The sequence below is a fragment of the Amycolatopsis mongoliensis genome, from assembly GCF_030285665.1.
Lineage (GTDB): Bacteria > Actinomycetota > Actinomycetes > Mycobacteriales > Pseudonocardiaceae > Amycolatopsis > Amycolatopsis mongoliensis.
Map to the genome: position 1 here is coordinate 4,455,230 of NZ_CP127295.1, position 24,755 is coordinate 4,479,984.

Genomic DNA, 24,755 nt, shown 5'->3' on the forward strand with positions numbered 1-24,755 from the left:
TTCTAACCGCCCTAAACACTCACGAGGTCAGGCAGGAGGAACGAGTGCGGTGGAAGGGGAACGGGCTACGCATCGCGTGGCCGCCCGGTGTGGCGCCAGCGGAACGCGTAGCTGTCCAAAGTGGACGACAGGTCGGCCGGCGGCGTCGCGTGCACGACGACCACGGGTTCGCCGCCGTCCAGCTCGACGGTGATCCGCACGTCGCCGAGTCCCAGCGCGGCGGCTTCGTCCTCGGCCACCCGGCGCAGCGCGTCTTGGCGCAGCGCCGGTTTGTACTGCTTGCCGACCACCGTCAGCGGGATCTCCGGGACCACGTGGACCGCCTTCGGCACGGCCGCACGCTCGGGAACCCGCGACGCGGCCCACTCCAGCAGCTCCGGTTCGGGGGTGGGGGCGTGCAGTGTCACGTACACCACCGGGACCTCCCCGGCGTGCCGGTCCGGGCGGCCCACCGCCGCCGCACCGGACACCGCCGGGTGCGCCAGCATCGCCTCCTCGATCACCGCCGGGTCGATGTTGTGGCCGCCGCGGATGATCAGGTCCTTGGCCCGGCCGGTCAGCCGGACGAACCCCTCGGCGTCGACGCTGCCCAGGTCACCCGTGTCGAGCCAGCCGTCGACGACCTTGCCGGCCGGGTCCGGGACCGCCCCCTCGGCGGTCCGGCGCAGGTAGCCGGGGAAGACGTTCGGGCCGCGGATCACCAGCACGCCGGGCTCGCCGGGCGGCAGGTCGGTCCAGCCGTCGCCGTCGATCCGCACCGCCTTGATCTTCTGGTAGGGCATCCGCTGCCCGACCGTGCCGGGCCGCGGCGCGCCCGGGAAGCCGCGGGCGGACGCGCACGTGCCCTCGGTCAGGCCGTAGCCCTCGACCAGGTCGACGCCGGTGTGCTCGCGCCACTGCCGCCGCACCGCCGCGGGCAGCGGGGCCGCGCCGACGATCGGGAACGTGAGGCTGCTGATGTCCGCGTCGACCGGCACGTGCGCGAGCACGGCGTAGACCGTCGGCACGGCGGACATCCCACCGATCCGGTACCGCTCGACGATCCGCCAGAACGCCGGGTACAGCGCCGGGTCGCGGTAGCCGAGCGGGCCCGCCCAGACGACGTGCCGGCCCCTGAACAGCGGGGCGAGCCCGGTCACCAGCAGCGCGTTGACGTGGAACAGCGGCAGCGCGGCGAGCAGCACGAGGTCGTCGGCGCCGGTGGACGCGGCGAGCGTCCAGGCCATGCCGACCTCGCCCGCGTGGGTGTGCACGGCGATCTTCGGGGTTCCGGTCGAGCCGCCGGTGTGGAAGTAGCCCGCGAAGTCGGTGCTCCGGGGTGGCTCGGCGGCCAGCCGCACCGGATCGGCCCGGTCGGCCCGGGCGGCCAGCTCCGCGAGCGAAAGCACCGGGCGGCCGACGTCGAGGTCCGGGTCCGCCGCGAGCACCACGCGGGCGTCCGACGTCTCCAGCAGCTCCCGCACCTGGTGCGGGGCGAGGCCGGGGTTGACCGGCGCGGCGATGCCGACGGCCTGCGCCGCCAGCGTCGCCGCGAAGACGTCACCGCTGTTCGGGGCGAGGAGCGCGACCGCGTCCCGCCGGGTGACCCCGAGTTCGGTGAGGACGTTCGCGATCCGGTGGACGCGGGCGAGCAGCTCGCCGAACGTCCAGGTCACGGGGTGCTCCCAGGCCTCCCCGGAGGGCAGCAGCGTGACGGCGGGACGGTCGGCGAACCGCGTCCCGGCCTGCCGGAGCAGCTCGTAGGTGCTTTCCGGCAGGCCGCGGTCTTCGAGCGGGACGGCCTCGATCGCCGCGAGGTCCTCGGGGCCGTCGTAGCGGGGCCAGGTCATCCGGGCGAGCCCACGGCGCAGACCTTGATCGGCGCGGCGTGCGCCGGGTCGAGCGCGTTGCGGACCAGGTGCCAGACGTTGAGGTCGTAGGCCTCGCCGATGTGGCCGACCGGGTCGAACGGGCACGAGTCCTGGACGTAGGTGTTGTGCACGCCCGGTTCGCGGATGAACGACGTCTCGGTCGGGGTCACCAGCTCGTCGTAGCGCGAGGTGATGATCGTGTAGTCGATGCCGGGCTGGGCGACCGGGCCGGTGTTGAGCGCGACGATCGCCGCGCCGCCGTCCAGCTCGTCGGCGAAGATCGGCAGGCCGATCGTCTTGACGATGGTGTCCCAGGTGGACTTGCCGAGCAGCGTGTAGGCCAGCGTCAGCAGCCCCGACGCGTTCGCGCCGTGCGTCGGCGGGGCGATCGCGACGACCTTGCCGATCTCGCTCTGGATGCCCTGCATCTTGGCCAGGTAGATCGACTGGAGACCGCCTTCGGAGTGGCCGACGACGTCGACCTTCGCCGCGCCGGTGGCCGCGCGGACCTTCTCGACGAAGTTCTTGATCTCCAGCGACGACTCCGCGACCGGCTTGAGGCCGCCGACGAACGGGAACTGCGGGTAGGCGCCGTAGGTCAGGGAGAACGTGCAGTAGCCGCGGGCGGCCAGGTCGGCCTGGAGGAAGTTGAGGTCCTCGTAGTAGGTGGCGAAGGTGCCGTGGAGCAGCACGACCGGGTTCGGGTGGGCCGCGCTCGGCCGGCAGCCGAAGTCGTTGTTGCCCCCGGCCGTCGTGGCCGCCTGGACCGGTGCCGCCGCGCCCAGCGCGAGCACGCCCGCCAGGCCGATCGCGGCCAGCCATCGTTTGGTTCCCCGCGCCATTGCGAAGTCCTTTCGTCTGGTTGCTATGCACAGCATGCGGCACCCGATCAAGGCTGTCTGCTGGCAAAACGCGCAGAAAGTTGCCGTGGCCGTTTGTGCATGGTGACAATGTGGCATGGATCCCGTGGCCGAGCTGTTCCCTCGATCGAGTGAGATCGCGGCCGCGATGATCACCCGCTGCGCCGCCGAGATCCCCGAATACCGGCTGCTGCCCGAGCGTCCTGGAGGGCGACCTCGTCGCCAACGCGACCGCCGTGTTCGAGCTGTTCCTGACCACGGTCGCCGAGGACCGGCGACCGACCGAGGACGAGCTGGCGCTCCCGATCGCATGGGGTGCCGAGCGCGCGCGGGACGGCCTGCCGCTCGAAGCGGTGCTGAAGATCTACCCCCTCGCGGCCGGTGTCGCGTGGGAGCTGGTCGCCCGCACCGGTGACCCGGCCGTGCTCGGCACGCGGATGCTGGACTTCCTCGGCGAGGTGATGCCGCGCGTCGCGTCGGCGTACCTGCGCGAGCGCGACGACCTCGACTGGGAGCAGCGGGAGGACCGCCAGAACCTCGCGGCCAGCCTGCTCGCCGGCCGTCCGGTGCGGCACCGCGAGCCGGCGCCGGCCTACGACGTCGTGGTGTTCCACCTGCCCCTGCTGCCCACGTCGTCGGGATCCCGTGAGGCGACGGACCTCTTCCGCGCCGTCCGGTCCGATTTGGACGGTCAGGACGGCGTCCTGGTGACGTTCAAGGGCGACGGCGGTGTGCTGCTGGTACCTTCTTCGTCCTCAGTGGACACGGTGGCGGCGCGGGTGGATCGCATCTGCGGCCGTCCCTGCGCCGCCGCGGCGGCGCACGCGCGAACGCCGGCGGACATTCCCGCCGCGCACTCCGAAGCCGTGGAAATCCTTGCGCTGGCGGAGAGCCTGCGCCGTCCGCCGCGGTTGTACCGGCTGGCCGACCTGGCGATCGAATACCAGCTCGCCCAGCCGAGCCCGGCCAGGGAAGCGCTCGCCGCGGTTCTGTCGCCGCTGGAAGACCACCCGCATCTGATCGACGCCTTGCGCGCGTTCGTCACGTCGGGCTACAACCGCGGCGAAGCGGCGACGGCGTTGAACATCCACCGCAACACCCTGACGTACCGCCTGGGCCGGATCCAGCTGATCACGGGTTACGACGCGACGCGGCCCGCGGACGCCCGGCACCTGGCCGCGGCGATGACGGCTTACGACATCAGCCGCCGGAACGGGTGAATTCCACGGGATAACGCTTGCGTCGCGTTCTCGGGAATCCGTTGCGGATCCGGCCGGGCGGCCGATTCCAGGGGGCGGAGACGGAAGAAGGTGATCCCGTGAAAGCCGCCGGAATTCTCGTCGCCGCCCTGATCTCGGCGAGCGTCGCCGCTTGTGGCACGCCGGTCGTCGGCGTGCCGGTGCCGGTCGCCGCGCCGCCGGCCACCAGCACGACCGTGGTCGCCGTACCCGCGGCGCCGCAAACCGTTTACGTGCAGCAGCCACCCGCGTACGTCGCGCCGGGGGACACCGCCGAGGCGCGCACGGTCGTCGCGTACTACGACGCCATCAACCGCCGCGACTTCGCCACGGCGTGGTCGCTCGGCGGCAGCCGCATCGCCGGCGGCGGCGGGTACACCCGGTACGTCGACGGTTTCGCGACGACGTCCTGGGACACGGTGACCGTCACGGACGTCCGGGGCAGCACGGTCTCGGTCGTGCTGTCCGCCGTCCAGACCGACGGCAGCACGCGGACTTTTTCCGGCACCTACACCGTTTCCGGCGGTGTCATCACCGGCAGCCACATGACCCGGACGAAATGAGCCAGCCCATGCGTCCTTTCCGCGCCACCGCCGCGGTTTCCGCCGTGCTCGCCCTCGCCGCGTGCGGGACGCCCGTCGCCGGCCACGCCGTCCCCGCGGGGATCCAGACGGTGGTCACCACGGCACCGGCCACGCCGACCGTCACGGTGCCACCCCCGCCGACGCGGACGGTGGTCGTGCCGACGACCGCCGTGGCTCCACCGCGGGCGGACGTTCCCGCGAGCAGCCAGTGGTACGCCCAGCCGAGCTGGATCCACGCCCAGCCCTGGATCACCATCACCCCCGCGGCCGGGCAGACGCCGTGCCAGTGGCTCTACTCCAGCGGTTACACCTACGCGCAGGCCTTCGCGGCCTGGGCGCAGAACGGCTACCCGGCGAGCTGGTCGGCCACCGGCGACGGCTACCCGTGCCAGAAGTCCTACGGCATGCAGCACTAGCCGCTGTCCCGTCGCTTCGGAGGTCATCGCGGCGATCACCCCCGATCCAGGGGATTGCGCACCGGGGCCAGCGCGAGCGCCGCGGTCCGCACCGCCGGGGCCGGCCGGTCGAGGTCCAGCTTCGCCGCGTTGCCCGTGATGGACAGGGCCGCCGGCACCCGGCGCCGGGCGTCGAACACCGGCGCGGCGACCGCCGACACCCCGACCTCGTACTCCTCGTGGTTGACGCCGTAGCCGCTCACCGCCGCGCGCCAGCCCGGCGACGGCGACCCGGCGGAAGTAGTCGGGGGAGCCGAGCGCCAGGAAGACCTTCCCGGTGGCGGTGCAGTGCAGCGGCAGCTTCCCGCCGACCTCCGACTCGATCGGCATCGACCGGCGCCCGCTGACCTTCTCCAGGAACAGCGTGTGCGGGCCGTCCTGCACCGCGAGGTGGATGTTCTCGTGGGTCGCCTCGTACAGGTCCTCCAGGTACGGCAGCGCGGCCTCGCGCAGGTCACGCCGCCGCGGCACGCGCTGGCCGAGCTCGAACAGCTTCATGCCGAGCCGGTACCGGCCGTCGGTGCGGGGCCGCCCACCCGCCGTCGTGGTCGAGAGCCCGGGTGTCTCCTTCAGCGTGGCGGAGGGCGAGATCGTCGGGCTGGCCGGGCTGCCGGGCGCCGGGCACCTCGACGTCCTGGCCACGCTGTCCGGCCGGGCACCCGCGCCCGGGCGGGTCCGCATCGCCGGGCGCGGCGCGCCGCGGTCGCCCCGCGCCGCCGTCCGCGCCCGGATCGCGTTCGTCCCCAGCGACCGCAAGCGCTACGGGCTGGTGCTCGACAAGCCGGTCTGGGAGAACACGAGCGCCGTCGCCTGGCTCGGCATCGGCCGCGGCGGGTGGTGGCTGCGCTGCCGATCGCACGTCGCGGTCGCCCGGCGGCACATCGAGCGGCTGCGGATCCGCGGCGGCCCGGCCGACCTGGTGTCCGGGCTGAGACGACCCCACCCGCGGCGTCGACGTCGGCGCCCGGGCCGAGATGCACGCGGTGATCGCGGAGCTGGCGGCGGCGGGCAAGCCGGTGCTGCTGGCTTCGACGGACCTGGCGGAGCTGTGCGAACTCTGCGACCGGGTCCTGGTCTTCCGCCGCGGCCGCGTGGTGGCGCGGCTGACCCGCACGGAACTGTCGGAGCAGGCGCTGAGCGTGGCGATGAACGCGGGCTTCACGGACGGCGCCTGAACCGGGCCGGGCCGGGAGCGGAAGTCCGCTCCCGGCCCGGCCGGTGTTCAGGTCAAACTCGAACAGGGTCTCGCGTCCGGATCCTTCGCCCCTTGGGGCACCCACCGCACGTTCGCGAACGAAGCCTGGAACGGGCCGTCGGTGTACACCAGGAACGGGGTGTTGATGTGCTCGAAGTCCAGCCCGTTGTTGAAGCAGGACAACGGGATCTTCACCGTCGTCTTCGCGCCGCCCGCGAGGTCCGTGAACAGCTTCGTCGCGTTCACCTCGGAGAAGCACGGGTAGACGCAGTGCATGCTGATCACCGTCCGGTTGGCCGGTGCCTGCTGCACGGTCGTGTCGAACTCCAGCGCCCCGTCGGCGTTCAGGTAGCTGCGCAGGTCGTTCGTGCCCGCCGGGTTCTGCAGGTACAGCTGGGCCGGGCCGGTGCCCGTCCAGGTCGTCTTCAGGCCGTCGCCCTGCACGTTGACGTCCGTCGGGACGACGGTGATCTCGGGGTGCGCCGCCGTGCCGTCCGGGCCGATCTCCGTGCCGCCCCAGTTCGAAGCCGAGCCGATGAAGCTCTTGTACGGCGCGACGTCCGTGCGGTCGAAGATCGACAGGTCCTCGGTCGCCGTCCCGCCGCCACCGGTGGACCCGCAGGTCGCGGGGCCGGGGGTCTCGTCCAGCTGCCCGATGGTGGTGCGCTGGCCCGACTTCAGGCCGTAGCCCAGCTTGAACAGCGGGTCGTAGTCCGGCGACCACGGGTTGAGCGGCGACTGGCACGCGCTCTTCGGCCACGAGTACGACAGCGTGCCCTGGTAGCCCGTGCCGTCCTTGCCCTTGACCAGCATGTCGGCGACGCCGCCGCCCTCGGTGCCGGGCAGCCAGGCCGCCACGAACGCGTCGGACCGGTTGATCTCCTTGTTCATGTACAGCGGGCGGCCGCCGACGTAGACGGTGACGACCGGGGTGCCCTTGCCGCTGACCTTGTCCAGCACGGCCAGGTCCTCGGGGTAGAGCTTCGACGCCTCGAGGGTCTTGCGGGTCAGGTCGCCGACGCCCTCGGCGTACGGCGTCTCACCGATGACCGCGATGACGGCGTCGTAGCCCGTGGGGTCGACGTCGCCCTTCTCGTCGAAGGTGACGTTCGCGTCGCCCAGGTCCTGCTTGATGCCGGCCAGGATCGAGGTGGCGTTCGGGAAGTCGGCGTTGGTGTTGCCGGTGCCCTGCCAGCTCAGCGTCCAGCCGCCGGTCTGGTTCTGGATGTTGTCGGCGCTCTTGCCGACCACCAGCACCTTGGACTTCGGCTTGAGCGGCAGCACGTTGCCGTTGTTCTTCAGCAGCGTCTGCGACTCGCGGGCGGCGTCGCGGGCCAGCCAGTTGTCCTTCAGCGCCTCGTCGGAGTTCGCGTAGGACCGGTCGGACGGCTTCTGCGACTCGAACAGCCCGTCACGCAGCTTGACGCGCAGGATGCGCGTGACCGCGTCGTCGATGCGCGCCATCGGGATCTGGCCGCTCTGCACCTGGGCGATCGTGTTGGTGATGAACGCCTTCCAGTCGGCGGGCACCATCACGATGTCGATGCCGGCGTTGATCGCCTGCGGGCACGAGGAGTTGGTGCAGCCGGTGACCTGGCCGATGCCGTTCCAGTCGGACACGACGAGGCCGTCGAAGCCCATCTTGCCCTTGAGGATCTGGTTGAGCGCCTTGTCGCTGCCGTGCAGCTTGCCCTCGTTGATGCCGAGGTCGGTGTTCGTCCAGCTGTTGAACGACACCATCACGGTCTGGGTGCCGGCGGCGAGCGCGCCGTAGTAGCCCTGGCCGTGGATGTTGATCATGTCGGCCTCGGACGAGGGGTTGACGCCCTGGTCCTGGCCCTTGATCGTGCCGCCGTCACCGATGAAGTGCTTGGCGGTGGCGATGACGCCGTTGTAGCCGATGCGCTTGGTGGCGCCGTCCTGGAGGCCGTTGATGGCCTCGAAGCCGTAGGAACGCGTGATGCGCGGGTCCTCGGAGAAGCCTTCGTAGGTGCGGCCCCAGCGGTCGTCCTGGACGACGGCGAGGGTGGGCGAGAAGGCCCAGTCCTGGCCGGTGGCGCGGATCTGCCGGGCGGTGGCGCCGGCGACGTCACGGACCAGGCACGGGTCGTGCGCCGCGCCGAGGCCGATGTTGTGCGGGAAGACGGTGGCGCCGTAGACGTTGTTGTTGCCGTGCACGGCGTCGATGCCCCAGATGACGGGGATCTTGGTGCGGCTGGTCTTGGAGGCGTTCCAGTAGGCGTCGGCGAGGTTCAGCCAGTCCTGCTGGGTGGCGTGCTTGTTGCCGCCGGGCCACGCGCCGCCGCCGTTGAGGACGGAGCCGATGGCGTACTGCTTGACCTCGTCGGGGGTGATCGAGGTGATCTCGGGCTGCGTCATCTGCCCGACCTTCTCCTCGAGGGTCATGCCCTTGAGGATCTGGGCGATGCGCGCCTCGTCGTCGGCCTTGCCCTTGAACCGGCTGTCGACCTTGGGCCAGTCCGCGAGCGTGGGCAGGCTGCTCTCGATCTTGGCGCAGCCGTTCTTGTCCTTGGCAGGCTGGCTGATGACGGGCTGAGCCGGTGCGTCTGCTGAGGCCGGCGTCGCTTGGGCGACCCCACCCAGCAGGCTCAGGCTCATCAAGGTGACGAGCGAACTTCGGCGCGCACGGGACCACGCGCGTGATCTTCTGGCCATGGTCTGGTCCATTCTGCGGTGAACGGCGGCGGACCGGCCGATCCTCACCGGGCGAAGGGGACGGCGTCAATAGTTTCGGTCGGTTGGGGCGCAAGTTAATTCTCGACATAAAATAAGAGTCGCCCGGCGAGCGGCACCGGTAGCGCGTGGCGTCCTTGCGGTCAAGGGTGCTGCCGGGCAAAGGTGGTGCCCCATGGACATCCGCCGGGTGGCCGCACTCGAACCGCTCCTGGCGGCCGGGCACCTCTTCGACGACCTCGGCGACCTACCGCGGAGCCGGCGGGCTCGCCGAGGAAGGGCAGACGGTCCTGGCGTGGACCTTCGACCAGACCGAGCCGACCCCCTGATCACGTGTCGACCCTCCAGTCACGCGTGTCGACCCCCTGATCACGCGAGTCGTCCCCCTGATCACGCGAGTCGACCCCTGATCACGCGAGCCGACCCTTGGGGTACACGAGCCGACTCCGCGAGTCGTGATCGGAGCCGGAACTCGCGTGACCGCGCACGGAACTCGCGTGATCAGACGCGCATCTCGCGTGATTGGAGAGTCGACTCGCGTGATTGGAGAGTCGACTCGCGTGATTGGAGAGTCGACTCGCGTGATTGGAGAGTCGACACGGGGTCAGTGCAGGACCGAGCCTGGTAGCTCCTCGAAGATCAGCCACGTGCGCGTCGACCGGACCCCCTCCAGGGCTTGCAGGCGCTCCAGGACCACGTCCCGCAGTGTCGTGTTGTCCGGTGTCCGGACCAGCAGCAGGATGTCGAAGTCGCCGCCCACCAGGGCCACGTGGTCGACGTACGGGATCTCGTGCAGGTCCGTCGCCATCGTGCGCCACGACGTCTGCTCCACCGTCACCATGATGTACGCCGACGTGCCCAGGCCCGCCCGCCGCGGGTCGACGCGCGCGCCGAAGCCCGTGATCACGCCCTCCGCCATCAGGCGCTCCAACCGCGCGTACGCGTTCGTGCGCGAGATGTGCAGCCTCTCGGCCAGTGCCCGGACCGCCAGCCGGCCGTCCGAAGTCAGCTCCGCCAGCATCGCCCGGTCGACCTCGTCGAGGGCCGGGACCGTTCGTCCCGTGAGCCCGTCGAGAGTCACGGAGTCGGAGGACGTTTGGTCCGCAGGTGACGCCGAAGAAGACCGTTTGTCGCTCATTTTTCCGAGACCTTGAACAGACAGCCAGCAAGAACCACCATTCGAGCATCATATGTCTGCGAGAGGTGGTGTGCGCCATGGCCGTGGAGACCCTGCTGCCGTCCGCGTCGCCGGTGCGGTTCGTCGCCGAGGACGGGACGCGCGCCGACCGGCACGGCGGGTACGCCGAGCCCACGGAAACCCGGCTCAAGGAGACCTACCGGCTGATGGTCCTGGGCCGCCGGTTCGACGTCCAGGCGACCGCCCTCACCAAGCAGGGCCGCCTCGCCGTCTACCCCTCCAGCGCCGGCCAGGAGGCCTGCCAGGTCGCGGCCGCGCTCGCGCTCCAGGACAACGACTGGCTCTTCCCCACCTACCGCGACTCGGTCGCCCTCGTCGCGCGCGGCCTGAAGCCCGGCGAAGTCCTGACGCTGCTTCGCGGCGACGCGCACTGCGGCTACAACCCCACCGAGACGCGCGTAGCGCCCCAGTGCACTCCGCTCGCGACGCAGACCCTGCACGCCGCCGGTCTCGCGCACGCCATGCAGCGACGCGGCGAAGATGCCGTCGCGCTCGCCCTCATCGGGGACGGCGCCACCAGCGAAGGCGACTTCCACGAGGCGCTCAACTTCGCCGCCGTCTTCAAGGCGCCCGTGGTGTTCTTCGTGCAGAACAACCGCTACGCCATCTCGGTGCCGTTCGAAAAGCAGAGCGCCGCGCCCGCGTTGGCGTACAAGGGAATCGGCTACGGCATGCGTTCGGAGCAGGTCGACGGCAACGACGCCGTCGCGGTCCTCGCCGTCCTCGACGACGCCGTGAAGCACGCCCGCGAAGGCAAGGGCCCCGTCCTCGTCGAGGCCCACACCTACCGCATCGACGCCCACACCAACGCCGACGACGCCACCCGCTACCGCGACGCGGACGAAGTCGCGAAGTGGCGCGAAGCGGACCCGGTGAAGAGGCTCGAAACGTACCTCAAGGACCGCAACAGCCTGAGCGAGCACGAAATCGAGCTCTGCCACGCCGAAGCCGAGGAGTTCGCCCAGTCCGTCCGCGACACCCTGAACGCCGAGTCCGAGCTCGACCCGATGTCCCTGTTCGACCACGTCTACGCCGAGCCGACCCGCCAGCTGCAGCGCCAGCGGGCCATGGTCGCGGCCGAGCTGGAGGTCTGATGACGACCACGATGGCGCAGGCGCTCAACGCGGCGCTGCGGGACGCGCTCAAGGACGACGACCGCGTGCTCGTGTTCGGCGAGGACGTCGGCGCGCTCGGCGGCGTCTTCCGGGTCACCGACGGCATCACCGCCGACTTCGGCGAGGACCGCTGCTTCGACACCCCGCTGGCCGAGTCCGGCATCGTCGGGTTCGCCGTCGGGATGGCGATGGGCGGGTTCCGCCCGGTCGTCGAGATGCAGTTCGACGCCTTCGCCTACCCGGCGTTCGAGCAGATCACCTCGCACGTGGCGAAGCTGCGCAACCGCACCCGCGGCGCGCTCTCGCTGCCGATGGTGATCCGCATCCCCTACGCCGGCGGCATCGGCGGCGTCGAGCACCACTGCGACTCCAGCGAGGTCTACTACACGCACACGCCGGGCCTGCGCGTCGTCACGCCGGGCACCGCGCAGGACGCCTACGACCTGCTCCGCGACGCCATCGACTCGCCGGACCCGGTCGTCTTCCTCGAGCCGAAGGCCCGCTACTGGTCCGGCGAGGAAGTCGGCTTCACGCGCAGCGGCCCCGCCATGGACAAGGCAGTCGTGCGCAAAACCGGCAAGGACGTCACGCTCATCGCCTACGGCCCGATGGTCGCCACCGCGATGGAAACCGCCGAAGCCGCGAAGGACGAGGGCTGGGACGTCGAGGTCGTCGACCTGCGCTCGCTGAGCCCGTTCGACGACGAGACCGTGACGGCTTCGGTGCGCCGCACCGGCCGCGCCGTCGTGGTCCACGAGGCCGCCGGGTTCGGCGGCTACGGCGCGGAGGTCGTCGCTCGCGTCACGGAGCAGTGCTTCCACCAGCTGCACGCGCCGGTGCTGCGCGTCACCGGCCTGGACATCCCGTACCCGGCGCCGAAGCTCGAGCGGCACACGCTGCCCGACGTCGACCGGATCCTCGACACGATCGCGCGCCTGCAGTGGGCCGACACCCCGGTGGTGGCCGGTGCCTGACTTCCTGCTCCCGGACCTCGGCGAAGGCCTGACCGAGGCGGCGATCCTCAACTGGCACGTCAAGATCGGTGACACGGTCAAGGTGGACCAGATCGTCGTCGAGGTCGAGACGGCGAAGGCCGCCGTCGAGGTCCCGGTGCCGTTCGCCGGCGTGGTGTCCGCGCTGCACGGCGAGCCGGGGCAGCTGCTGCCGGTCGGCGCGCCGCTGCTGTCCGTCGGCGGCTTCGCCGAGCCGGGCGTGACGACCTCTTCGGGCAGCGGCAACGTCCTCATCGGCTACGGCACCGCGCCCACGACCCGGCGCAAGCGCGTCCGTCGCGTCGAAGCTCCCGCCCTGAAGGCGAAGGCGCCCGGCGTGATCTCGCCGTTCGTCCGGAAGCTGGCTTCGGACAACGGGATCGACCTCGCGAAGGTCGCCGCGACCGGCCCGGACGGCATCATCCGCCGCGCCGACGTCGAGGCAGCACTGAAGAAGCCCGTCGAGAAGCCCGCCGCGAAGGGCAAGCGCATCCCGCTCACCGGGGTCCGCAAGGCCGTCGCGGACAAGCTCACGACGTCCCGGCGGGAGATCCCCGAGGCCACGGTCTGGGTGGACGTCGACGCGACCGAGCTGGTCGCCGCCCGCGCGTCGCTCAACGCGAAGCAGCCGGACCGGCCGGTCAGCCTGCTCGGGCTGATCGCGCGGTTCGCCGTCGCGGGCCTCAAGAAGTACCCGGAGCTGAACTCGCGCGTCGACGGCGACGAGATCGTCCTGCTCGACGAGATCCACCTCGGCTTCGCCGCGCAGACCGCGCGCGGGCTGGTCGTGCCGGTGGTGCGCGACGCGGGGGAGCTGTCCACCCGGGACCTCTCGGCGGCGGTCGGCGACCGCGCCCGCACCGCGCGCGAGGGCAAGCTCGCCCCGGCGGACCTCACCGGCGGCACGTTCACGGTGAACAACTACGGCGTCTTCGGCGTCGACGGCTCAGCCGCGATCATCAACCACCCCGAGGCCGCGATCCTCGGCATCGGCCGGATCATCGACCGGCCGTGGGTGGTCGACGGCGCCTTGGCGGTCCGGAAGGTCTGCGAGCTGACGCTGGCCTTCGACCACCGCGTCTGCGACGGCGGCACGGCGGGCGGGTTCCTGCGGTTCGTCGCGGACTGCGTCGAATCGCCGGTCACGGCCCTCGGGGACCTGTAACGACTCACCGGGCGCATTGGCCGGTTGTGACGGCCGTGGCACTTAAAGTGTTCGCGTGACGACTCCAGCCCAGCACGACCGGGACCAGGCGGAAGCACGCGTGGGCCGGCTCAAGCAGGACCTGCGGGACGGGCTGGCGACCCCGCCCGCCGACGTCGAGGCGATGGACGAGCTCGTCGCGACGGCCCACCGGCTGCTCGACTCCGAGGTGGCGCTCGACGAGGCGAAGCACCGGCTCGCGAACGCCGAGCTCGAGTCGCGGCACGCGGCGACGCAGCGCGCGGTCGTGTACTTCGCGGCCGCGCCGGTGCTGGTGCCGCTGGCCGCCGCGGCGCTGGTGCTCTTCGACGTGCTGTCGCCGGTGTGGCTGCTCGCGCTCGTCCCGCTGTTCGCGGCGGGCCTGTGGATCGGCTTCGGCCCGGTCCGGCGGGTCGGCGACGTCATCCGCGAGCGGACGCGGGCGGCGTGGGCGGGCAGCGTCACGGCCGGGGTGCTGGTGGGCGCGCTGGTCCCGTGGCCCGGGGCCGTCGTCTGCACGATCCTGCTGGCGCTGGGTGTCGTGGGCACGTGCGGGCTGCTGTGGCGGGAAAGCCGGATCCCGTGAGCCACGGCTACGCGACCTACGGCGACGACCCCGAGTTCTCGCAGGAGTACGCCGACTACCCGGAGGCGGTCGACGCGACGCGGCGCGACCTCGACGAGCTGTTCGCGGCGGTCGACGGGCTGCGCGCGGCCGTCGAGGAGTCCGACGACCGCGAGCGGGGGCTGCGGCAGGAGCTCGCGGACCTGACCGACCGCGTCGAGCGCGGCGGCGGGCACCGGCAGGAGGACCGGATCGACCTGCTCGGCCGGCAGCTGGAGCGCCTGCAGCAGCAGGTGCAGGCCATGGAGCGCGCGGTGCGCGTGGCCGACGGCGTGCCGCAGATCAACCTCGACGACGTCGGCGCGGAGACCCGGGCGCTCGCGAAGGAGGCGGCGCGCTGGGACGACCTGCACAAGGAGCTCGTGACGAAGGAGCAGCGCGCCCGGCACGAGCAGGAGATCGAGCGGCTGGCTTCGGTGCGTGCGGCTCATGCGCAGTGCGATGCCGACCTGCTCGAGGTGATGCGCGTCCTGGCGTCGACGGATCGTTCTTCGCGCGCCCGCGGCGACGCGGAGTCCCGGTTGCGGGCGTTGTCGACGCGTCGCCGGACGCTGCTGGACGAGGAGATCCCGGCGGCGTCGGCGGCGGCGGAGCAGGCGCGGCTGGCGTTGCGCGAGGCGGACGCGGTCGAGGCGCGGATCGTGCCGCAGCTGGAGCGGGCCGAGCGAGCGTGGCACGACCTGCAGGTGCGGCTGCGGACCCGGATCACCGACGCGCTGGGCTCGAACGCGCTGCTGCCGACGTGGTTCGGCCACGCGCTGGGGGTGGCCCCGCCGGCGGGCGCGTCGGGCGACGCGTGGATCCGCACGGCGGCGTCGGTGCTGGCGTACCGGGTGACGTTCGGGATCAAGGACCCGGCGTTGCCGCTGGGGCCGCCGGCCGGCGAGGACACGGACAAGACCGAGCGCCGCTGGACCTGGCGGGCCAGGCTGGAGTCCGACCTCGACGACCTCTCCCTCTAGCCTCCCGCCCTTTTCAACCACGGAGGGCGGTTTCCAGGCGGCGGTGCAGGTCGCCCGCGCGGGACTTGCCGGGTTTGCCCTCCGGGAAGCGGCGGAGGATGTCGGGCACCGCGGACGGTGCGTGGTCGACGGCCCACCGGATCTCGGCTTCCGCGTCGCCGCCGGCCAGCTCGCTCGCCAGTGCTGCTTGCTGCGCGGGGCCGACGATGTGCTTCACCTGGTGCGGCGACGCCAACGGGTGCAAGTACGCAGCACCCGCCGCGCCGACAGCGGCGCGAGCCGCGGCGGCCGCCACGGCGTCGGAAGTCGAACCGGCCGCCTTCAGCGCCGCCCATGCCACCGTGCGAAGCAGCTTCGTGCGCGGAGCGCCCGAAGCGAACTCCCGCGCCGCCGCGATCGCCGCGGCCGGACGGGGATCGCCGGGAACCCGGGTCTCGTACAACGGCAGCGCTCGCGACGCGCAGTCGGCGGCCCAGCCCGTCAACGCCCGCAGCTCGTCCTGGGTCAGCTCCATGGGGGTGAAGCGTATCTTTGAACCGCCGGTTGAGGCTTTCAGACACCGACCGGTCGCCGAAGCGGACGTCGCAAGCGGTTGAACAGCTTCGCGTTGTTCAACGCGAACACACCCACGGTGGCACCGTCGCGCTGCCACACCGCCACGAACGACGAGGACGACGGATCGCCGTCGACGAACGAAAGCGTGTCGTCCGGACGCGGGTGCCCGGCCAGCTGGATCGTGCCCGAATACTGGTCCGACCAGACGTATCCGCTCGGCGTGTACGTGCGTTCCGTGCGGCCCGCCAGGAGGTTCGCCACCGCGACCGGCGCCTGCTCGGACGCGTTCGTCCAGTGCTCGTGCCGTCGCCCCACGCCGTCGACGTGGTAGTGCGCCACGTCGCCCACCGCCACCACCTGGGGCAGCTCCGTGACCAAGCCCGCGTCCACGTGGACGCCGTTGCCGACCTTCAACCCCGACCCGGCCAGCCACTCCGTCGCCGGGGTCATGCCGACGCCGGTCACGACCACGTCGGCCGGCACGAGCGAACCGTCGGCCAGGCGGACACCGGCCTCGGAAAGGCCCTCGACCCGGACGCCGCAGCGCAGGTCCGTGCCGTGGTCGGCGTGCAACCGGGCGCAGACGGCCGCCAGGCGAGGTCCCAGCGCCGGTGCGAGCGGCGCGTCCAGCGCTTCCAGCACTGTGACGTCGAGGCCCAGGGACCGGCACGTCGAGGCCACCTCGGCCCCGATGAACCCGGCGCCGACGATCACCACACGGACCCCGGGCACCAAAGCGGCTCGCAGCGCCAGCGCATCGTCGAGCGTCCGCAGCGTGTGGGCGCCTTCGAAGCCCGGCAAGGTGCGCGCCCGGCCACCGGTGGCGATGACGACGCCGTCCGCGTGCACCGACCCGCCGTCCGACAGCAGCACCCGACGCGCTGCGGGTTCCAACGCCGTCGCCCGCACGCCCAGCCGGAAGTCCAAAGCCAGCGACGCGAGGTCCCCGGCGTCGAGCAGCTCCAGCGAGGCCTGCGAGGCCGCCCCGGCCAGGAACGCCTTCGACAGCGGCGGCCGGTCGTAGGGCAGGTGCCGTTCCTCGCCGATCAGCACGATGCCGCCGTCGTAGCCCTGCGCGCGCAGCTCCTGCGCGGCGCGGACCCCGGCGAGCGACGCGCCGACGACCGCGACGCGCTTCACGCGGCGTCCTCGCGAGCCGTGCCCTCGACGTAGATGACGCCTTCGTCGACGACGACCGGGTACGTGCGCACCGGGTCCTTCGCCGGCAGGCAGCTCGGCACGCCCGTGCGCAGGTCGAACAGCGCCGCGTGCAGCGGGCACTCGACGAAGCAGCCTTCGAGCCAGCCGTCGGCCAGGGAGGCGTCCTGGTGGGTGCACGTGTCGTCGATGGCGTACAGCTCCCCGGCCTCGGTGTGGAACACCGCGATGGCGGGAGACCCCGGGAGCCGGACGGACTCACCCGGGGGCAGCTCGTCCACCGTGCACGCGCGAATCATGGGTCCTCCGAGACTGTTGCGCATAGGGGAACATCAACTGTGATCCGCAACAAAGTCTGAATCCCCCGGAAGACGTCGTCAAGGGGGTACGCCCCGGTAGTTTTCCGTTCTCCGGTAACGGATGTTCCGGGCATGCCGAGGCGCCCGTACCGGGGATGGCGGTACGGGCGCTGCGGCGTCCGGGAACCTGCGCCATGAGAGCCCGGTCCGTGCAGCCCCGGCGACGCAGTGAATGACTCATTCACCTCGTCCGACGACATGAATGACTCATTCCTGTCGTCGGACCGGCCACCGTCGACGAACCTCAGGCGCGCGACACTAGTTCTCCCCGTGCCGGTAGAACGGCGTCTTGATCGGGGCGAGCGGGGTGTTGCCGAGGATGAGGTCGGCCGCCTTCTCGGCGGTCATCATCACCGGCGCGTAGATGTTGCCGTTGGGGATGTAGGGCATGACCGACGCGTCGACGACGCGCAGGCCCTCGGTGCCGTGCACCCGCATGGTCTGCGGGTCGACGACGGACATGTCGTCCACGCCCATCTTCGTCGTGCACGAGGGGTGCAGCGCGGTCTCGGCGTCCTTGGCGACCCAGTCGAGGATCTCCTCGTCGGACTCCACGGACGGTCCGGGCGAGATCTCCCCGCCGTTGTACCGGTCCATCGCGGACTGGTTGAGGATCTTCCGCGCCACCCGCACGGCCTCGACCCATTCCTTGCGGTCGTTCGCCGTGGACAGGTAGTTGAACTTGAGCGCGGGGTGCTGCCGCGGGTCGGTCGAGGTGATCTTCACCGTGCCGCGGGTGTCGGCGTACATCGGGCCGACGTGCACCTGGTAGCCGTGCCCCTCCGTGGGCGCCGACCCGTCGTAGCGGATCGCCACCGGCAGGAAGTGGAACATCAGGTTCGGGTACTTCACCTCGTCGTTCGACCGGACGAACCCGCCGCCCTCGAAGTGGTTCGTCGCGGCCGGGCCGGAGCGCAGGAACAGCCACTGCGCGCCGATGTAGGGCCGCTTCCACTTGGCCAGCGACGGCTGCATCGAGACCGGTTCCTTGCAGGCGTACTGGATGTACACCTCCAGGTGGTCCTGCAGGTTCTCGCCGACACCCGGCAGGTCCTTCACGACGTCGATGCCGAGCTTCTCCAGTTCGGCCGCGTTGCCGACGCCGGACAGCTGCAGCAGCTGCGGGCTGTTGATCGCGCCGCCGCAGAGGATGATCTCCTTGCCGTACACCTCACCCGGCACGCCGCGGCCTTCGGCGTACTCGACGCCGATCGCGCGGGTGCCGTCGAAGAGGATCTGCGACACGAACGCGTGCGTCTTCACCGTGAGGTTGGGCCGCTTCTCGACCGGGTGCAGGTACGCACCCGCGGCCGACAGCCGCCGTCCTTTCCGGACGTTGCGGTCGAAGGCCGCGAAGCCCTCCTGCCGGTAGCCGTTGACGTCGTCGGTGCGCGGGTAGCCCGCCTGCTCGGCGGCGTCGAAGAAGGCCTGGAACAACGGGTTCGAAGCCGGGCCGCGTTCCAGTTCGAGCGGACCGTCGTGGCCGCGCCACGGCCCGTCCGGCGCGTCCGCGAGGCAGTTCTCCATGCGCTGGAAGTACGGCAGGCAGTGCGCGTAGTCCCAAGTGGACATCCCGGGGTCGCCGGCCCAGCGCTCGTAGTCCATCGGGTTGCCGCGCTGGAAGATCATGCCGTTGATGCTCGACGACCCGCCGAGCACCTTCCCGCGCGCGTGGTAGATGCGGCGGCGGTTCATGTGCGGCTCGGGCTCGCTGCGGTAGCCCCAGTCGTAGAACTTCGACCCGATCGGGAAGGTCAGCGCGGCCGGCATGTGGATGAAGACGTCCCACTTGTAGTCGGACCGCCCCGCTTCCAGCACCAGGACCTTGTTCGACGGGTCCGCGGACAGCCGGTTCGCCAGGGCGCAGCCCGCCGAGCCACCGCCGACGATGACGAAGTCGTAGGTATCGGAACTCATGGGTCCTCCTCAGCCGGGCAGGGTGTCCGGGGCGCTGTCCGGCATGTGCTCGGGGCTGGTGTGGGACGAACCCCAGGTCTGGCGCCGGACGTAGAGCATTATCGCGCCGATGATCACGATCAGCCCGGTGACGATCACCGCGCCCCACTGGAAGTACCAGTGGTCGTTGCCGTAGACCTCGGCGCGCGGCCAGATCAGGTTGACCGTCATCGCGGCGCCGTAGAGCACCGCGACCAGGTTCACGACCGTGCCCCAGCGGCCGAGCTTGAAGTACGGGCCGTGTCCCGGACGCGGCCACTGCCCGCGCAGGCGGCGCAGCAGCATCGGGCCGGTGACCATCAGGTAGGGGATGTAGAACAGGATGATCGCGGTCGAGGTCAGGATGAAGAACGCCCGCTGGTTGCCCAGGTTGATCAGCAGCACCACGACCGTGAGGCCGCCGGTGAGCAGCGCGGGCAGGATCGGCGTCTTCGACCGCGGCGACACCTTCGCCATCGCCTTGCTGAACGGCAGCCGGCCGTCGCGGGCCATCGCCCACGCCATCCGGATCGCCGCGGTCTGCACGGCGAGGCAGCACACGGTGATCGCGATCGCCGAGCAGATCAGGAAGGCGTCGCCGAGCCCCTCGCCGAGCGTGCTCTTCAGCAGGTACGGCATGCCGGACGTGCTCAGCTCGTCGGCGTTGATGTCGCCGACGGCCATCATGCCGACCAGCATCACCAGGCCGCCGACGATGAACGACGCCGTGATCGCCCGCAGGATCGCGCGCGGTGCGTGCTTGCGCGGCTGGGTGGTCTCCTCGGCGAGCGAGCCGGCGGTGTCGAAGCCGTAGAAGACGTACGCGCTCATCAGCGACGCCACCAGGAACGCCCCGAGGTACCCGAGTGAGTGACCGTCACCCGTGGCGTGCGTCTCGAAGACCACCTGCGGGCCGCGTTTGATGTGGATGGCCAGCGCGACGATCAGCAGGATGACCGCGGACAGCTCGACCGCGACGCCGAAGTTGTTGATCTTCGCCATCAGCTTGACGCCGATGACGTTCACGATCGTGGCGAACACGACCAGCACCAGGGCCAGGATGATGGCGTTCTGCGCGCCGCCGGGGGTCGACGTCAGGCCCGCGTCGGAGTCGCTGCCGACGATCTGGAACGCGGTCGAGACCTGCGGCAGGATGATCTGGTAGGCCACCGCGACCGCGCCGGCGGTGACGATGGCGCCGATGATCATGATCCAGCCCGCGAGCCACGACGTCGCCGGCTTCGCGATCTGTTTCGCCCACTGGTAGACCGAACCGGCGAGCGGGAACTGGCCGGCGAGCTCGGCGAAGCACAGTGCGACGGCGAGCTGGCCGAGGAAGACCAGCGGCCAGGTCCAGATGAACGCCGGCCCGCCCGAGGCGAAGCCGAAGAAGAACAGCTGGAACACGCCGGTCATGATCGAGATGTAGGAGAACCCGGCGGCGAAGCTCGAGAAGGAGCCCAGGGAGCGTTCGAGCTCCTGACGGTAGCCGAACTTCTCGAGGTCGGAGCTGTCGTCCGGGGCAGGCCCCCCGCCCGCCGGCTTTTCTTGCGTGGTCATGGCAACGTCCTCACGTGGTGGGGGAGGGGAATTCAGCCCTTGAACCAGTGCTGCGGAACGGGATCGATGTTCTGGTAGACGTGCTTGCTCTCCTGGTACTCCGCCAGCCCGGACGGCCCGAGCTCGCGGCCGATGCCGGACCGGCCGAACCCGCCCCACTCCGCCTGCGGCAGGTAGGGGTGGTAGTCGTTGATCCACACGGTGCCGTGGCGCAGGGCCCCGGCGACCCGCTGGGCGCGGGACGCGTCCGACGTCCACACGGCCCCGGCGAGCCCGTACTCGGTGTCGTTGGCCAGCGCGATCGCGTCGGCCTCTTCGGTGAAGCGTTCCACGGTGACGACCGGGCCGAAGACCTCTTCCCGGACGATCGCCATGTCCCTGGTGCAGTCGCTGAACACGGTCGGCCGGAGGAAGAAACCGCTTTCGTACTGCGGTCCCTCCGGGCGTCCGCCGCCCGCCCGGAGCGTCGCGCCCGCTTCGATCGCGTCTTCGATGTAGCGCTCGACCTTGGCGCGGTGCTGCGCCGAGACGAGCGGGCCCGTCTCGGTGGCGGGATCGAGGCCGTCGCCGACCCGGATCCGGTCGGCGCGCGCCGCGAGGTCCGCGACGAACCGGTCATGGATCTCATCCTGGACGATCAAGCGCGCGCCCGCTGAGCAGACCTGTCCCGAATGGACGAACGCGGCCATCAGCGCGTAGTCGAGGGCGGTGTCGTAGTCGGTGTCGGCGAAGACCACGTTCGGGTTCTTGCCGCCGAGTTCGAGGGCGACCCGGCGGACGCCCTTCGCGGCGGCCGTCATGATCTTCTCGCCGGTCGCGTAGCCGCCGGTGAAGGAGACGAGGTCGACGGCCGGGTGCTCGACCATCGCCGCGCCGACGTGGCCCGGCCCGAGCAGCAGGTTGACGACGCCGTGCGGCGCGCCGGCCTCTTCGAGGAGGGCGACCAGCTTGATCGTGGTCAGTGGCGTGACCTCGCTGGGCTTGAGCACGACGGTGTTGCCCGCGGCCAGGGCCGGCGCGACCTTCCAGGACATCTGGAGCAGCGGGTAGTTCCACGGCGCGATCAGGGCGCAGACACCGACCGGCTCGTGCACGATCCGGCTGACGACGGTCGCGCTCCCCGCGTCGACCACGCGTCCGGCGTCCTTTCCGGCGAGGTCGGCGTAGTAGCGGAAGACGTTCGTGACGTCGTCGATGTCGATGCGGCCTTCGTCGAGCGTCTTGCCGGTGTCGAGGCTCTCGGTGCGGGCCAGTTCTTCGCGGTCGCGGACGAGCAGGTCGGCCGTCCTGCGCAGCAGCGTGCCGCGCTCGGCGGCTGTGGTCCTGCGCCACGGACCCTGGTCGAAGGCCCTTTCGGCGGCTCTGACCGCGGCGTCGACCTCCTCGCGGCCCGCTTCGGCGACGGTCGCGATGACTTCGCCGGTCGAGGGGTTCAGCACGTCGGAGTGTGTCCCGGCGGACGCGTCCGCCCAGATCCCGTCGATGTGGAGGTCCTTCACGGGCGCCCCTTCCGGATCGGTAGTGGCTGCTCGGTGCGTGGAGTGCGTACATTTGTACGCGAAGCGTGTACAGATGTCCACAAGGGGGCTTCGATGGCGAAGACCGAACCCGGCGCGACCCGGCGTCGTGGCCCGAACGATCCCGAGCGGCGGGCCCGGATCGCCAAGGCGGCGATCGAGGTGGTCGCCCAGCGGGGCATCGACGGGGTCACGCACCGTTCGGTCGCGGCGGCGGCGGGGGTGCCGCTGGGCTCGACGACCTACCACTTCGCGACCCTGGACGACCTCCTGGAGGTCGCGCTGGTCGAGGCGGCCGAGAAGAACGTCCACGCGCTGAAGGAGTGGGAGGCGGCCCTCCCGGCCGACGCCGACTTCGCCCGGGCGCTCGCCGACCTGGTCATGGGGTACATCAACGAGCAGTACCGGGACACGGTCGTCGAGTACGACCTGTACGTCGCCGCGCTGCACCGCCCCCGGCTCCGCAAGGCGAGCGCGGCCTGGGACGAAGCACTGACCGAGCTGTACGGCCTCCGCACGGACCCGCTCACCGGCCGCCTGCTGGCCGGCCTGTTCTGCGGCCTGCTGATGCAGGCGGCCCTGGCCGACCCCCGCCCGACCCGGGAAGAGATCGAAACCCTCTTCCGCCGCGCCATCCACGGCCCGGCCAACCCGTAACTCGCGTGATCGGAGAGGCATCACGCGTGATTGAAGGGGCATCACACGTGATTGGAGAGGCATCGCGCTGATGCCCGCTCAATCACGTGTGATGCCCGAAACGTGCCGGAAATCTTGGCGGGCGTTGAAAAACTTGGGTTGACAGCGCTTCGGGGCGGCAGTCACTCTGTTCCGGAGTGAGCAACAAGACGCGTTCTGCGCAACTCCCGTACTGATCCGCGGAGAGGACCACGCCGGTGACCACTACCGATCTCCCGCCGAGCCTGCTGGCCACGCTGCCGGGCTCGTCCTACACCGATCCGGCGGTCTTCGCGCTGGAGCAGGCGAAGATCTTCGAGGCCGACTGGTTCTGCGCCGTGCGCAGCGCCGACCTCGCCGGGCCCGGCTCGTTCGAGACCGTGCAGATCGGCAAGGAGAGCGTCCTCGTCTCGCGGGGCCGGGACGGGAAGCTGAACGCGTTCCTCAACGTCTGCCGCCACCGCGGCGCCCGGCTCTGCACCGACGACTCCGGCACCGTCAAGCGCGCCTTCCAGTGCCCGTACCACGCCTGGACGTACGGCCTCGACGGCAAGCTCGTCGCCGCGCCCAACCTCACCGGGATGCCGGACGTCGACCGGACCGAGTTCGGCCTCACCAGGCTGCACCTGCGCGAGTGGCTCGGCTACGCCTGGGTCTGCCTGGCCGACGAGCCGCCGTCGTTCGAAGACACGGTCGTCGGCGCGGTCACCGAACGCCTCGGCAACGCCGAAGTGATCGACGCCTACGGCATCGAGGGCCTGGCTCTGGGCAAGCGCATCGAGTACGACGTGAAGGCGAACTGGAAGCAGATCATCGAGAACTTCATGGAGTGCTACCACTGCGCGACGATCCACCCGGAGCTCACCGAGGTCCTCCCGGAGTTCGCCGACGGGTACGCCGCGCAGTACTACGTCGGTCACGGCGCCGAGTTCGGCGGCGAGATCCAGGGCTTCACCATCGACGGCAGCGCAGGCGTCGACCGGCTCCCCGGCGTCACCGAGGCCCAGGACCGCAAGTACTACGCCATCACCATCAAGCCGGGTGTGTTCGTCAACCTCGTCCCGGACCACGTGATCTTCCACCGCATGTTCCCGCTGGCCCCCGACCGGACGCTGGTGCGCTGCGACTGGCTGTACCTGCCCGAGGTCGTCGAGTCGGGCCGGGACCTGAGCCGTTCGGTCGAGCTGTTCCACCGCGTCAACCTGCAGGACTTCGAAGCCTGCGAACGCTGCCAGCTCGCCATGGACTCGCGCTCGTACGCCAACGGCGGTGTCCTCGTGCCCAGCGAGCACCACATCGGCGCGTTCCACGACTGGGTCCGCGCCCGCTTGTCGTGAGTGGTAATTCGGGTTAGAACCCGAATTACCACTCACGACGGCGGTCTAGATCAACGCCCGGATGGCGGCCTCGAACCCGGTGACGTGCTCGAGCGTCAACGCGGCCGCCTTCTCGGCGTCGCCCTCGATGATCGCGGTGAGGAGCGGGACGTGTTCGTCGACGTGGCCGGCCATCCCGGACAGCCGGGGCACGAACACGCACCAGATCCGGGTCGCGAGGTTGTCGTACCGGATCAGCGTGTCTTCGAGGAACGGGTTGTGCACGCACCGGTAGATCGCCCGGTGCAGGGCGAGGTCGGTGCGCAGCAGCTCGGCGTTGTCCCCGGTGGGGACCCCGGCGTCGAGCTGGGCGCGCAGTTCGGTCAGCGTCGCCCGGTCGGCCGTGGTCGCGCGCTCGGCCGCGGTGGCCGTGGCCATCGGCTCCAGCGTCCGCCGCACCTCGGAGATGTGCGCGAGGTCGGAGATGTGGACGTCGGTGGCGAACGTCCCCCGCCGCGGGTAGGCGACGACCAGTCGTTCGGACTCGAGGCGCTTCAGCGCTTCGCGGATCGGCGTGCGGCCCATGCCGAGCGTGCTGCCGAGCCACTCCTCGTTGATGGGGGAGCCGGGCCGGATGTCGAGCATGACGAGCTGGTCGCGGATGAACAGGTACGCCTGCTCCGCGAGTGAGGGGGGATTGACCTGGGGATGCACGCCGCTTAGCCTACA

At 70.9% G+C, this 24,755-nt stretch carries 23 protein-coding genes and 1 pseudogene; 11 read left to right on the forward strand and 13 right to left on the reverse strand.

The genetic code is table 11. From position 1 onward, the window contains the following. Positions 1 to 65: 65 nt before the first annotated feature. Both QRX60_RS21765 and QRX60_RS21770 read right to left on the reverse strand, forming a co-directional pair. Positions 66 to 1,829: an AMP-binding protein gene (locus QRX60_RS21765; protein ID WP_286002603.1), complete on the reverse strand. Its 1,764-nt coding sequence runs from the start codon at positions 1,827 to 1,829 to the stop codon at positions 66 to 68. Beyond that, positions 1,826 to 2,692, reverse strand: a complete 867-nt coding sequence (locus QRX60_RS21770) for an esterase/lipase family protein (protein WP_286002604.1) — start codon at positions 2,690 to 2,692, stop codon at positions 1,826 to 1,828. The genes QRX60_RS21765 and QRX60_RS21770 overlap by 4 nt, the downstream gene beginning before the upstream one ends. Before the next feature lie 254 nt (positions 2,693 to 2,946). On the opposite strand from QRX60_RS21770, the gene QRX60_RS21775 reads away from it, so the two are divergent. The 3 genes from QRX60_RS21775 to QRX60_RS21785 all read left to right on the forward strand — a co-directional run bounded on the left by QRX60_RS21775 (position 2,947) and on the right by QRX60_RS21785 (position 4,948). Continuing rightward, positions 2,947 to 3,930, forward strand: coding sequence for a PucR family transcriptional regulator (locus QRX60_RS21775; protein ID WP_286002605.1), 984 nt, complete (start codon positions 2,947 to 2,949; stop codon positions 3,928 to 3,930). A gap of 98 nt (positions 3,931 to 4,028) precedes the next feature. Continuing rightward, on the forward strand, positions 4,029 to 4,511 hold the full coding sequence (locus QRX60_RS21780) for a hypothetical protein (protein ID WP_286002606.1): 483 nt from the start codon (positions 4,029 to 4,031) through the stop codon (positions 4,509 to 4,511). A gap of 8 nt (positions 4,512 to 4,519) precedes the next feature. Further along, on the forward strand, positions 4,520 to 4,948 hold the full coding sequence (locus QRX60_RS21785) for a hypothetical protein (RefSeq protein ID WP_286002607.1): 429 nt from the start codon (positions 4,520 to 4,522) through the stop codon (positions 4,946 to 4,948). Positions 4,949 to 4,983: 35 nt separating this feature from the next. Here QRX60_RS21785 and QRX60_RS21790 read toward each other — a convergent pair whose 3' ends face one another. Both QRX60_RS21790 and QRX60_RS51795 read right to left on the reverse strand, forming a co-directional pair. Beyond that, positions 4,984 to 5,190, reverse strand: a complete 207-nt coding sequence (locus QRX60_RS21790) for an IclR family transcriptional regulator domain-containing protein (RefSeq protein WP_286002608.1) — start codon at positions 5,188 to 5,190, stop codon at positions 4,984 to 4,986. An 88-nt stretch (positions 5,191 to 5,278) separates the two neighbouring features. Continuing rightward, positions 5,279 to 5,668 (reverse strand): annotated as a pseudogene (locus QRX60_RS51795) (IclR family transcriptional regulator domain-containing protein); the annotation flags it as partial. Positions 5,669 to 5,970: 302 nt separating this feature from the next. Here QRX60_RS51795 and QRX60_RS21800 point away from each other — a divergent pair. Then, positions 5,971 to 6,162, forward strand: a complete 192-nt coding sequence (locus QRX60_RS21800; protein ID WP_286002609.1) for a hypothetical protein — start codon at positions 5,971 to 5,973, stop codon at positions 6,160 to 6,162. Positions 6,163 to 6,209: 47 nt separating this feature from the next. On the opposite strand, the gene QRX60_RS21805 is transcribed toward QRX60_RS21800, so the two are convergent. Then, on the reverse strand, positions 6,210 to 8,801 hold the full coding sequence (locus QRX60_RS21805; RefSeq protein ID WP_286002610.1) for a glycoside hydrolase family 3 protein: 2,592 nt from the start codon (positions 8,799 to 8,801) through the stop codon (positions 6,210 to 6,212). A 679-nt stretch (positions 8,802 to 9,480) separates the two neighbouring features. Then, on the reverse strand, positions 9,481 to 9,957 hold the full coding sequence (locus QRX60_RS21810) for an Lrp/AsnC family transcriptional regulator (protein ID WP_332845836.1): 477 nt from the start codon (positions 9,955 to 9,957) through the stop codon (positions 9,481 to 9,483). Between the two features lie 134 nt (positions 9,958 to 10,091). Here QRX60_RS21810 and pdhA point away from each other — a divergent pair, with 134 nt between their 5' ends. The 5 genes from pdhA to QRX60_RS21835 are packed head-to-tail and all read left to right on the forward strand — an operon-like array spanning position 10,092 to position 14,951. Continuing rightward, positions 10,092 to 11,168 (forward strand): pyruvate dehydrogenase (acetyl-transferring) E1 component subunit alpha, encoded by a 1,077-nt coding sequence (gene pdhA / locus QRX60_RS21815; protein ID WP_286002612.1) that lies wholly within the window; start codon positions 10,092 to 10,094, stop codon positions 11,166 to 11,168. Next, the gene (locus tag QRX60_RS21820) at positions 11,168 to 12,163 is read left to right on the forward strand and encodes an alpha-ketoacid dehydrogenase subunit beta (protein ID WP_286002613.1); all 996 of its coding nucleotides are present in this window, start codon (positions 11,168 to 11,170) and stop codon (positions 12,161 to 12,163) included. Before pdhA ends, QRX60_RS21820 begins: the two co-directional genes overlap by 1 nt. Further along, positions 12,156 to 13,346 carry a dihydrolipoamide acetyltransferase family protein gene (locus tag QRX60_RS21825; protein ID WP_286002614.1) on the forward strand — a complete coding sequence of 397 codons (1,191 nt, stop codon included), beginning with the start codon at positions 12,156 to 12,158 and terminating at the stop codon, positions 13,344 to 13,346. The genes QRX60_RS21820 and QRX60_RS21825 overlap by 8 nt, the downstream gene beginning before the upstream one ends. A 55-nt stretch (positions 13,347 to 13,401) precedes the next feature. Then, positions 13,402 to 13,950: a hypothetical protein gene (locus tag QRX60_RS21830; RefSeq protein WP_286002615.1), complete on the forward strand. Its 549-nt coding sequence runs from the start codon at positions 13,402 to 13,404 to the stop codon at positions 13,948 to 13,950. Further along, positions 13,914 to 14,951, forward strand: a complete 1,038-nt coding sequence (locus QRX60_RS21835; protein ID WP_286002616.1) for a coiled-coil domain-containing protein — start codon at positions 13,914 to 13,916, stop codon at positions 14,949 to 14,951. The genes QRX60_RS21830 and QRX60_RS21835 overlap by 37 nt, the downstream gene beginning before the upstream one ends. 13 nt (positions 14,952 to 14,964) lie before the next feature. On the opposite strand, the gene QRX60_RS21840 is transcribed toward QRX60_RS21835, so the two are convergent. The 6 genes from QRX60_RS21840 to QRX60_RS21865 all read right to left on the reverse strand — a co-directional run bounded on the left by QRX60_RS21840 (position 14,965) and on the right by QRX60_RS21865 (position 22,017). Further along, positions 14,965 to 15,465, reverse strand: a complete 501-nt coding sequence (locus tag QRX60_RS21840) for a putative immunity protein (protein ID WP_286002617.1) — start codon at positions 15,463 to 15,465, stop codon at positions 14,965 to 14,967. Between the two features lie 38 nt (positions 15,466 to 15,503). Next, complete coding sequence (locus QRX60_RS21845; protein WP_286002618.1) at positions 15,504 to 16,646, reverse strand: NAD(P)/FAD-dependent oxidoreductase; 1,143 nt, start codon at positions 16,644 to 16,646, stop codon at positions 15,504 to 15,506. Further along, positions 16,643 to 16,963: a bifunctional 3-phenylpropionate/cinnamic acid dioxygenase ferredoxin subunit gene (locus tag QRX60_RS21850; RefSeq protein WP_286002619.1), complete on the reverse strand. Its 321-nt coding sequence runs from the start codon at positions 16,961 to 16,963 to the stop codon at positions 16,643 to 16,645. The genes QRX60_RS21845 and QRX60_RS21850 overlap by 4 nt, the downstream gene beginning before the upstream one ends. A gap of 318 nt (positions 16,964 to 17,281) precedes the next feature. After that, entirely contained in the window at positions 17,282 to 18,940 is a 1,659-nt protein-coding gene (betA, locus tag QRX60_RS21855; protein ID WP_286002620.1) for a choline dehydrogenase, read from the reverse strand. A 9-nt stretch (positions 18,941 to 18,949) separates the two neighbouring features. Beyond that, positions 18,950 to 20,518: an amino acid permease gene (locus QRX60_RS21860; protein ID WP_286002621.1), complete on the reverse strand. Its 1,569-nt coding sequence runs from the start codon at positions 20,516 to 20,518 to the stop codon at positions 18,950 to 18,952. 32 nt (positions 20,519 to 20,550) lie between these two features. After that, positions 20,551 to 22,017, reverse strand: a complete 1,467-nt coding sequence (locus tag QRX60_RS21865) for an aldehyde dehydrogenase family protein (RefSeq protein ID WP_286002622.1) — start codon at positions 22,015 to 22,017, stop codon at positions 20,551 to 20,553. Positions 22,018 to 22,110: 93 nt separating this feature from the next. Here QRX60_RS21865 and QRX60_RS21870 point away from each other — a divergent pair, with 93 nt between their 5' ends. Then, entirely contained in the window at positions 22,111 to 22,692 is a 582-nt protein-coding gene (locus tag QRX60_RS21870; protein WP_286002623.1) for a TetR/AcrR family transcriptional regulator, read from the forward strand. A 236-nt stretch (positions 22,693 to 22,928) separates the two neighbouring features. Then, a complete protein-coding gene (locus tag QRX60_RS21875) occupies positions 22,929 to 24,047 on the forward strand; it encodes an aromatic ring-hydroxylating oxygenase subunit alpha (protein WP_286002624.1) in 1,119 nt (372 codons plus the stop codon). 45 nt (positions 24,048 to 24,092) lie between these two features. Here QRX60_RS21875 and QRX60_RS21880 read toward each other — a convergent pair whose 3' ends face one another. Next, a complete protein-coding gene (locus tag QRX60_RS21880) occupies positions 24,093 to 24,740 on the reverse strand; it encodes a GntR family transcriptional regulator (protein WP_286002625.1) in 648 nt (215 codons plus the stop codon). Positions 24,741 to 24,755: the final 15 nt, after the last annotated feature.